Below are 10,080 nucleotides of genomic sequence, written 5' to 3'. Positions count from 1 at the left end.
GGGGCTCGGGTTCTCGGCCCGTGTTGTCTATTCGCCCGATATCTTCTCGTGGGGAGATTCGGATGGGTTGACCGAGTTCAATACCCGGGTCAGCTACGCGATTACTCCGAGGATCAAGGTCTATGCCGGTTACCAGAGCATCGAACTCGAACTGGATGGATTTAAACAGGATATTGATGTTGACGATGATGGCCGGGTTGGTCTTGAGGTTCAATTCTAGGCTCAAGCAAGTCAAGAGTGAGATAAAAAACGTGCCTGCAAAGGCGCGTTTTTTTATGCGGGAGTTTAAGCAGGCGCCCGGTTTTCATTGAACAGAGAACCCGTGAATCTGTCCCTGAAAAGAGAACTAAATAAGTAATTTTTAAGAGGGTAAAAGGTAACAAATAGATTTGGAGTTGTTATAATGTAAAGAGGTCAAGTATCAACAAAAGACAATGAACAAGAAGCTCATGCCGCGGCACCGCTGTTTTGCCGCAGGCTACTGATCTTGGCGAGTTGTTAACCTGGAGGAAGACTTATATGTTCAAGCGGTTATTCATTATTGTCAGCATGCTGTTGACGGCTGCGACGGCTGGAGCGCAAACGTACGACGGAGAGTGTACAATCCGGTTCTTTGGCGATTCCACCCTGCACGGTTTTGAAGGCACGGCCGTATGTGAACCGTTTTCACTGAACACGGAAAAAGAGACGGCAATAATCCGCCAGCCGACGGTCACGGTGCGCGTCGATTCGATGGATACCGATAACGATGGCCGTGACGAGAAAATGCGCAAAATGTTCGACAGCAAGAGTTTTCCGCTGATTGAAGCAAATTTCGCTGACCTGGAACCGGAAAAAGTTCTGCTGCAGATGCAGGCCGCGGACGATCAACCGGGAACGTTGCCGTTCAGGTTGAAGATTCGTGACCAGGTTCAGCCGGTCAAGGCGGAAGTTCACGATCTTCGGGTCAATCCGGAGGCGATCACCTTTACGATGAAATTTTCCGTATCACTGAAAAGCTATGCTCTTGAAGCACCGAGTGTTCTCGGCCTGATCAGGGTTGCTGATCAGGTCGAAGTCGAAGTCGATACGACTTTACAACGGCAATAAGCCTGCAGAGACAAGCGCAAGGAGAATCTTGATGTCGGTCTGGATCCAGAATATATCAACCATGAACCCCGGACGTGCCCATTCGCAGGCGTATGCCAGCGAAAAAATGCAGAGCTGGATAAAGGATGAGCGCCTGCGCCGGATGGTACGAATCCTCTACCAGAAATCCGGGATTGATCAACGTTACACGGTGATCAAATCTTTCGACGAGGATTCCCCCGACGATTTTTTCCCGCGCGACGCCGCTGGCCAGCGCCGCGAATTAAGTACCGCCGAGCGCAACGAAATCTATCGCACCGAGACCCGGCCGCTGGCGGTCGATCTGGCGCGCAAGGCGCTGCAGGAATCACCCGGGATCAGAGCCGAAGATGTGACCCATGTGATTACCGTATCCTGCACCGGGTTCTACAATCCCGGTCCCGATTACTACATCATCGAGGAACTGGGGATGGCGCCGTCAACGCAGCGCTACAACCTCGGCTTCATGGGGTGCTACGCCGCCTTCCCCGGCCTGCACATGGCCAAGCAGTTTTGCGAAGCCAACCCGGAGGCAGTCGTCCTGGTGATGTGCCTCGAGCTCTGTTCGATCCACCTGCAGTTAAACGAGCGTGATGATTCCCTGCTCGCCAATTCGCTGTTTGCCGATGGCGCCGCCGCGGCTATCGTCAGTACCCGCGAGCCGCAAACCGGCCAGTCGTGTTACCGGCTCGGCGAGTTCCACTCAACCCTGATCACCAGTGGCCAGGCCGACATGGCCTGGACCATCGGCGATCTCGGTTTTGATATCGCCCTGTCGAGCTATGTCCCGAAGATTATCGGCGCCAACATCGAGGAAGCGATCAAGCCGGTCCTTGCATCACGCCAGTTCAATCTTGCAGATGTCGGCACCTGGGCGGTTCACCCCGGCGGCAAGGCGATCGTTGATAAGGTGGTCGAAAGCCTCGATCTCGATCAGTCCCAGGTCACCGCCTCGCGCCATGTCCTGCGCCAATACGGCAATATGAGCAGCGCCACCATCCTGTTTGTGCTCAAAGAGATTCTGCAAAGGGATAGCGGTGAAGCGCATGAAAATGTTTGCGCTATGGCTTTCGGCCCCGGCCTGACGGTCGAAATGGGTCTGCTTGAAGCTCAACGCGCTTCCCAGGCCGGAAGTGAAAAAGCTGTAGATGACATCGTTCTGGCGGCCGCCAGTTAAAAGCAGGACGCAATTTTGCAGAACATCAGCATAATATTTGTCTGGTTGCTGACCCGCGGGCGGCCCATGGTTATGGGCCTTTTGATTGTATCGACTCTGTTTTTTTCTGTCTTTGCGGCGCGGCTACCGGTTGAGCAGGATACCCGTTCGATGACTTCGCGGAACCCGGAGCAGGTTGCATTGTACGACAAGTTCCGGCAACTGTTCGGCAACGATGAAGATCTCCTCCTCAGCGTCACGCATCCGCAACTACTCGAGCCGAACCAGCTTTCTCTTCTCGCTGAACTGACCCGGCAGATTTCGGAGTTCGAAGGTGTGGTCCGCGTCTTCAGCCTGAGCAATGCCCGGCAGCTCGTAGCCGGGCCGTACGGTGCCGAAGCACGACCGTTGTTGCCGGAGGGCGAGCCCGGAGAAGACTCTGGAAACCGGATTGAAGCGGTCCTGCAGGCCAACCCGCATTACCAGGGCTTGCTGATTTCCCCGGATCGAAAAACGGCCGGCCTGATTATTGAACTGGAAGATCGCAGCGACGATGCCGACCTGCGCCGGAGCCTGATCAGTAGAGTGCGAAACCTGATCGGCCTCTATTCCGATCGGGCCAGAATGCATCTGACCGGGGTCGGGGTTCAGCAGTCGGACGTCGCCAGTTTTATCCAGCGGGATCAGCAGGTCATTCTGCCGCTGGTCGCCCTGGTTCTGGCTGTTATGCTGGCCGGCATTTTCCGTAGACCTTCCGGTGTCATCCTGCCGATGCTGACCACCGGGATCAGCCTGATCTGGACGATGGGCCTCTATTCGCTGAGCGGCTTCGAGCTCAACACCATCACCGCGCTCTTGTCGCCGGTGGTGATGGTGCTGGCGGTCTCGAACAGCGTTCATCTGTACAACGGCTGGTTAAACCTGCAGGGTCAGCCGCATCAGCGGATCGAGCTGCTGGCCGGTAAAGTAAACGAACTGTTCATCCCCTGCTTTTTCACCGCTCTGACCACGGCGCTCGGCCTGCTTTCGCTGACCATCAGCTCGGTGCCGGCTGTGCGCCAGTTTGGTCTGTTCGCCGCAGTTGGGGTTATGCTCTCTTTTCTGGTTGCCCTGACGGTGCTGCCGGTCGGCCTCAGTTTCCTGCCGTTACCGGGGCGCCGCCATCGTACCGGCACCGGATTGTTGCGCTGGATTCTGCACCGGACCGCCCGTCTCACCATCCGGCATGCCAGCAAGATTATGGGTATTGCTGTGATTCTGCTCGTGGTCGCCCTGTTCGGATTACCGCGACTGCAGAACAACACCAACCTGATCGGTTTTCTCCATGCCGATGCTCCGCTGGCGGTCGACACCCGCTACATCGATCGGCATCTGGCCGGAGTGAACGTTCTCGATTTCATGATTGTCCGGAGTGATGGCTTACCCCTTGACCGGGTCGAGGATTATCGGCGGATCGAGCAGTTTGCAAAACTGACCACCGGAGAGGCTGCGGTCGCCGGGCATTTCTCGATCCTGACCCTGCTTAAGCCGTTGCACCGGGCCGAGTCGGGTGCGACAGAGCTGGCCCTGCCCGATAACAATGATGACCTGCGCTATGAACTGGAGCTGATGGCAAACGATGCCGAGCAGTCGCTGCGGCAGCGTTTTATCGCCGCTGATCGAAAAACAGCCAGAGTCAGTATTCGGCTGCACGATATCGGCAGCCGCGAGGCGGCCGGCCTGATCGAAAACTTTCAGCAACAGGGCCAGCAGATTTTCGGAGCCGATTACCGGCTGCAGCCGACCGGCAGCTATTACCGGATGATAGACGATTCAAATCGCCTGGTCGCCGATATGATCAAGAGCTTCTCGCTGTCGCTGCTGCTGGTCACCCTGTCGATCCTGCTCTTGCTCCGGTCACCGTGGCTGACCCTGCTGTCGATGATTCCGAACGTCATTCCGATTCTCTGGACGGTCGGGGTGATGGGTTACTGCAAGATCGACCTGAGTACCGGTACGGCAATGATCGGGGCGGTGGTGATCGGTCTGGCGGTCGATGATACGATCCATTACCTGGTCAATTACCGCCGCGTTTTCACCGGCAGCGTCCGGCGGGCGGTGACCATCACCACCACCCGGGTTGGCCGGGCGCTGATGATTGCCTCACTGGTGCTGGCCCTCGGATTCTGGGTCGGATGTTTCGGCAGCTTCAAACCGACCATCTACTTCTCCCTGCTGGTTGGCGGCACCCTGATCGGTGCCCTGATCTGTGATCTGCTGGTCCTGCCGGCCTGCCTGGTTCTCGGTGACACCGGCCGGAAAGTGAGGCCGGCATGAGGCTGATCATTCTATCGATCCTGCTGACCGGACTCATTGGCAGTCCGGCCGGGGCCGGATCGCTGCACCAACAGGCACTCGATGCCGAACAGGATCAACTCATGCAGCGGGTCGTGGTCCCCTCGGTCGAAAAACCGCAGGGCGAAGTTCAGGTGCTGCGCCGCGGCGATCTGCTGGTTGTACAGACCCTGCTCGCCAGCCGTATTCTCAAGCGGGTGGTCGCGGTGATCGACCAGAAAGAGCAGCGCCGCTGGCCGGAGAGTCGTGAAGGGCACGTCGATTCTAAACGTTATCGCGAGGAACTGTTCCGGGCGATGACCGAGGTCTGGCAGCGCTTCCGCCAGCGCGCCGATAAAACGGAAAAACGCCAGTACCTGGCGATTGAATTCATCCTCGGACCGGAGCGCAGCCTGATTGCTCTTTCGGCACCACAGGTGACCGGCGAATACGGCCAGCTGCAGCTGACCGGCAAGGAAACCCTGGCCGCATGGCGGTCTTCCGAGCAGTACGTCAGCAACAATATCAAGGAAATCATTCAGGACAGTTTCGACCTGGATGCCGCCGCGGCCGAAAAACTGCTCGCGGCAGACGGGCCGATCCGGCCTTGACGGCCGTATGAATCGGCAAAACAGGGAGTCGTAACATGAGATTAAGCGTTGCTACAAACTTTGACCCGGAGCTGGTTGAGCAGTGCCGCGATTATCCGGTAACCGAACTGTTCGGCAAGCTGCAGACCGATGCGGTCGGCGGCGGCCGGGCGCCTTATCAATTGGCAAAGATTACCCGGCGCAAGCTGGCCGACCATGTGGCGCAAGTGCGCAACGCCGGGATGGATTTCAACTACCTGCTCAACTCCTCCTGTCAGGGGAACCGGGAGATCACCCGCAAGGGTCAGAAGGAGTTAAACGAGCTGCTCGCCTGGGTCGACGGCATCGGCGTCACCGCGGTCACCGTCGCCTCGCCGCTGATGCTGCAGATGATCAAGGAGCGCTATCCGAACCTGAAAGTGCGAATCTCGGTGTTCGGCGGTGTCGACCGGGTGCGCAAGGCGCAGATGTGGGAAGAGCTCGGCGCCGACTGCATCGTGCTCGACAGCATCCTGGTCAACCGCGAGCTCGAGACCCTGAAGAAGATCCGCCAGGCGGTCAAATGCGATATCGAGCTGATGGCCAACAACAACTGCCTGACAGGTTGTGCCATGTCGCCGATGCACATGAACGCCCTCGCCCACGCCGGGCAGGCATGGCACGATAACAAGGGTTTCTTTATCGACTGGTGTTTTCTCAAGTGCACCGAGATGAAACTGCGCGATCCGGTGAACTACATCCGCTCGGAGTGGATCCGCCCGGACGACCTGCCGATCTACGAGGAGATGGGGTACGACCTGTTCAAGATTGCCGAACGCGATATCCCGACCGAGATGATGATGACCCGGGTCAAGGCCTACGCGGCGCGGCACTACGACGGCAACCTGCTCGACCTGATCCAGGCCTACGGGTTCAAAGGGGTCAAGGAGAATCATACCTACTACAAGCGCGGGCTCGGCTGGTTCCTGCGTTTCATCATCCGCCCCGGCCTCGCCAACCCGCTGCGCATGCTGCCGCTCAAGCGGCTCGCCGAGCTGCGCGGCATGACCAAACCGATTGAAGGCAAGCCGCCGGTCTATATCGACAACCGGGCCCTCGACGGGTTCATGGAGCGGTTCAAAACGGCGAGCTGCGTCGACGTCGATTGCGAAGAGTGCCGCTGGTGCCACGAGTTCGCCGAAAAGGCGGTGACCATCGATACCGCCAACCGGGACGAAGCGCTCAAGGCCTACGAGGAGCTGTTCGCCTCGCTGCACAACGGCAGCATGTGGCGCTACCTTCCCGGGCAGGAAGAGGAGCCGAGCGAACCGCCGGCCAGTCTGCGCGAAACGAAGGAGAAAGCATAGCCGATGTCGAACCCCGGAAAATTCAATCTCAAGATCAGGGATTACATCGCCTCGCCCGACCGCAAGAAGGAATACAACGAGCAGCACTTCGGCGAAGCGGCGCGGCACTACGATTTCGCCACCCGGGCGATGTCGCTCGGGCGTGATATGGCGTGGAAGAGGGCGCTGATCGAGCTGCTGCCGGCGGCGGAGAAACCGGTCTGCCTCGACCTCGCCTGCGGCACCGGCGACATTGCCTTCATGCTGGCCGAGAAGTACCCGGCCGGCAGAATCATCGGGCTCGACCTGACCGAGCCGATGCTCGAGCTCGCCCGGCAGCGCAACCGCTTTGAATCTGTTGAGTTTATCAAGGCCGATATGGTTGAGACTGGCCTCGACGACGCCTCGGTCGAGATCGTTACCGGCAGCTACGCGGTGCGCAATGCACCGGATCTCAAGGAGGCCTTCGCCGAAATCCATCGTCTGCTGAAACCGGGCGGCGTCGTCGCCCTGCTCGATTTTTCCAAGCCGGCCAACGGCGTGTTTCAGCGTCTGCAGTACACCATCCTGAAATACTGGTGCGGATTATGGGGGTTCATCCTGCACGGCAACGCCGAGGTACACTCCTACATCGCCGCCAGCCTCAAGGAGTATCCGGATCGGGATGCGCTCAGGGAATTACTGGACGAATGCGGGTTGAGCGTCAAGGTTGCGCGACGGTTTTATTTCGGGACGTTGGAGTTGTTAGTTTTGGAGAAGGCGGGTAACGCTTACATAAACGGCGCGACGTCAGGAGCGTCCGGCGACCATAGGGAGCGAATTTGATGTGATTGTTAGGCATCATAAGATCTAAGATTATCATATGAATATATTTTTCCTTTGTTTACGTAAAGCCCCCGAATAATATTGCAACCGTATCTGTCTCCTAGTTTATCTGCTACGGACTCTACGTGTGCACCACCAGAACCAGAAAAAACCAAAGATGGTGTTAAATGTTTCTTGCCAGTTGAGATGTTTAAAGCTGAAGGGTTAAGAACAAATTCCGGTTTCACCTCGTAGAGTATGCCGGTGAAGCTAAAAAGCACCTCGGGGAATGGATTCATATTTTTAACTTCAAAAAATGTCAGTAAAGATTCACTAGGTATAAAGCTATGCGATTTCTTGTTCTTTTGTTTTTGCGTTGTTACGCCATCTTGGTGGGTGATCGAGACGTCTGCTGTGAAGTAAATATGTGTATCATGTTTTGACTGAACTTTAATGTTGTGATGGATTTCTACGACATCGATTAGCTTTCCTTTATTCGTCTTGGTGGCAACAAAATATGAGAAGTTCTCACTAAGCCCGGCTGGGGTTAGTTTGTATTTAAAAGTACCGTCCCGCATTAGATTTTTAATCGTGATCGTATATTTCTTTCGACGGTAGTACTTGACTGCGTCATTGTAGACAGACATTTCGAATAGATCGCTCATTCGTTTTGCATTTTGCTTAAAGAATGCGCCATTTCTTGTCGTAAATGACGAAATATCTTTTAACAAAAGCGTCCTGTCTTTATATGGAGACTTAGCCATAGTTACTTGATCTCACGACCCAAAAGTTTACAAAATCAGAAATGTTCGAGATGTGAAGATGATTTATATCAATCTCATACTCAGTTATGATCGCGAAGAATTGGCGAGTAATTTTAGAAGCGGAGCCAATAAATTTTTTATCTATATGCTTGGAACCTACTCGTACCCGAGTAACCCCTTACTTTTTAGAATCAGTATAGAAGTTACCTGCACCATGATAAGGGAGAATAACCAATTGATTGAAGATGGATAGCGCCGCCATATCCGTAATGAGTTGCTTCTGCCAACCCTGGCATTGCTGAAAGGCACTATTCTTTATTAGTAGTTTTTCTTTTTCATAAAAGGAGATTCGAATAGGCTTGCCAAGTTCGGCTCCAATCCCTTTTGTTAGCGCGTCGATCATTTCATTCGCCATATTTTTCCCTATTTATGCCTAACGGATCGCGCTGAGCGGGCTGGAGTTGGCCCTTTTCAAGAGTGTAGAAACCTTTGCGCGAGCCACATCTGTATCAATCAGTCCGCTTGAGTAATTAGTTGGGCATTAATACCACTTTTCATAATTAGTTGATGTCTTTGATGGGTCAGCAGACTTTTTGTTGTTGCATGAGGAACAAAGCAACTGAAGATTACTTATGTCATTGAGCCCATTTCCTGCAATTGGGACTATATGATCGTACTGTCCCTGATTTTGTAATGACAATATCCCTGAAAGGTCGCAATTGCATAACGTGCATCTACCACGGTCACGAAAGAATATTGCGCGTTGTGCCCACTTAGGCGGACGCACTCTCTTTAAGGTACCATCATCGGAAAAATTTTTTTTATATTGTGATGGAATATCATCAATTGATCTGTTAAGGATTATGCTAGATAAGAAATCGTTAAACTTTCGGAGCGTTTCCCTATTTAAAAGCATTAGAAAGAAAACCTCTTCGACCATTTGAGAAACTAACTTATCAAAGCCCTCTGTAATAGATAGCTCTCCATAATATTCATACACATCATCTTCGTCGGCGTCCTCAAATGTCTTAACTTTTTCTTTTAGCCAGTCTTCAAAGCTTTGGCAATTAAAGCCGTGTTCTTTCAGGGCATTTTCTATCGGAAGTGATTTCAGTTTTTTTGTGTATTTCTGGAAAGGGACAAAGCCGAACTTATTTAACTCCTCTTTCCTCTTTTCCAAATCAACTTTTGATGTTTGGTCACAAAGTAGCTCAACAATGATGTACTCAAGAAAAAGATGAAAAGCAGAATATTTTTGAAAGGGCTCTATAAAATTTAGCCACTTATCGTCGCCCCATAGTCCGTCGAGATTGACTAGAAATGGCCCTGGATCATCAATTACGTTATTTACAATGTTTGCAAAATAATAGGTTTGGTAATATTGCAACTCCATCATGCGCTTATCATCTAAAGGCATAGCATTCCCTTTATTTCACACCAAAATATAAGACTCTCTGTTTCTTATTTGCTGTGGGTGTGCAAGTCGAAAGCAGGCATTTGTTGGGCATCCTTCACTTAAAGCATCGGGCTGCCAGCTTCTCCAAGTCCTCCGCGTCCTTTGGTTGCCAATTGTTCCGCAATGCCCATTTTCTAATGTCTTCAGGCAGGCAAAAAGGGGACAGGCTTATTTACCTTATTTAACACTGACACAGCGGCAGATTGCTCTGCCATTTTTCCCGCTCAAAAAACATGGAGAGAAACGATTTGCCGCAGGGCTCCTTTGATGCGACCTCCTCCAGGTGCTCTTCGTAATCCTGGATTTTCTGCCCTTTGGCGACAATAGTGCGAAGCAGCAGCTCGTTTTGCACCTGCATCGGCCTGGGGTTGGCCTCACTTTCCCAGCGCGAGACCTGCTCCGGCCTGACGTGGAACTTTTTTGCAAAATCGGATTTCGACCAGCCGAGAGATTTGCGCAAAAAGCGGATCTCTTCGGCCACGAGCCTTTCCGGCTTGTTGACAAGGGCCATGGCAATGCCCCGGTGCAGACCCTCCAGGTTGGGGATCGAAACAAGCTTGTTGCC

At 53.5% G+C, this 10,080-nt stretch carries 11 protein-coding genes; 7 read left to right on the top strand and 4 right to left on the bottom strand.

Going from position 1 to position 10,080, the window contains the following annotated elements; all coding sequences use genetic code 11:
* The 7 genes from C0623_09290 to C0623_09260 all read left to right on the top strand — a co-directional run.
* Positions 1–220: hypothetical protein (locus tag C0623_09290; GenBank protein PLX99517.1), on the top strand; the 220-nt coding region annotated here is incomplete at its 5' end.
* A 299-nt stretch (positions 221–519) separates the two neighbouring features.
* A complete protein-coding gene (locus tag C0623_09285; protein PLX99516.1) occupies positions 520–1,089 on the top strand; it encodes a hypothetical protein in 570 nt (189 codons plus the stop codon).
* 31 nt (positions 1,090–1,120) lie between these two features.
* The gene (locus tag C0623_09280; protein PLX99515.1) at positions 1,121–2,284 is read left to right on the top strand and encodes a type III polyketide synthase; all 1,164 of its coding nucleotides are present in this window, start codon (positions 1,121–1,123) and stop codon (positions 2,282–2,284) included.
* A gap of 15 nt (positions 2,285–2,299) precedes the next feature.
* The gene (locus C0623_09275) at positions 2,300–4,579 is read left to right on the top strand and encodes a hypothetical protein (GenBank protein PLX99514.1); all 2,280 of its coding nucleotides are present in this window, start codon (positions 2,300–2,302) and stop codon (positions 4,577–4,579) included.
* On the top strand, positions 4,576–5,187 hold the full coding sequence (locus tag C0623_09270) for a hypothetical protein (protein PLX99513.1): 612 nt from the start codon (positions 4,576–4,578) through the stop codon (positions 5,185–5,187). The genes C0623_09275 and C0623_09270 overlap by 4 nt, the downstream gene beginning before the upstream one ends.
* 35 nt (positions 5,188–5,222) lie before the next feature.
* Positions 5,223–6,512: a peptidase U32 gene (locus tag C0623_09265; protein PLX99512.1), complete on the top strand. Its 1,290-nt coding sequence runs from the start codon at positions 5,223–5,225 to the stop codon at positions 6,510–6,512.
* Between the two features lie 3 nt (positions 6,513–6,515).
* On the top strand, positions 6,516–7,316 hold the full coding sequence (locus C0623_09260; protein PLX99511.1) for a hypothetical protein: 801 nt from the start codon (positions 6,516–6,518) through the stop codon (positions 7,314–7,316).
* Positions 7,317–7,324: 8 nt separating this feature from the next.
* On the opposite strand, the gene C0623_09255 is transcribed toward C0623_09260, so the two are convergent.
* From C0623_09255 to C0623_09240, 4 genes are all read right to left on the bottom strand, one after another.
* On the bottom strand, positions 7,325–8,059 hold the full coding sequence (locus C0623_09255) for a hypothetical protein (protein ID PLX99510.1): 735 nt from the start codon (positions 8,057–8,059) through the stop codon (positions 7,325–7,327).
* A 178-nt stretch (positions 8,060–8,237) separates the two neighbouring features.
* Positions 8,238–8,474: a hypothetical protein gene (locus C0623_09250; GenBank protein PLX99509.1), complete on the bottom strand. Its 237-nt coding sequence runs from the start codon at positions 8,472–8,474 to the stop codon at positions 8,238–8,240.
* Between the two features lie 126 nt (positions 8,475–8,600).
* Positions 8,601–9,476 carry an HNH endonuclease gene (locus tag C0623_09245; GenBank protein PLX99508.1) on the bottom strand — a complete coding sequence of 292 codons (876 nt, stop codon included), beginning with the start codon at positions 9,474–9,476 and terminating at the stop codon, positions 8,601–8,603.
* A gap of 220 nt (positions 9,477–9,696) precedes the next feature.
* Positions 9,697–10,080, bottom strand: a 384-nt coding sequence (locus C0623_09240) for a hypothetical protein (GenBank protein ID PLX99507.1), incomplete at its 5' end; no start/stop codon positions are given.

The organism is Desulfuromonas sp., from assembly GCA_002869615.1.
GTDB lineage: Bacteria > Desulfobacterota > Desulfuromonadia > Desulfuromonadales > UBA2294 > BM707.
This window is presented reverse-complemented; position numbering and strand designations above follow the sequence as displayed.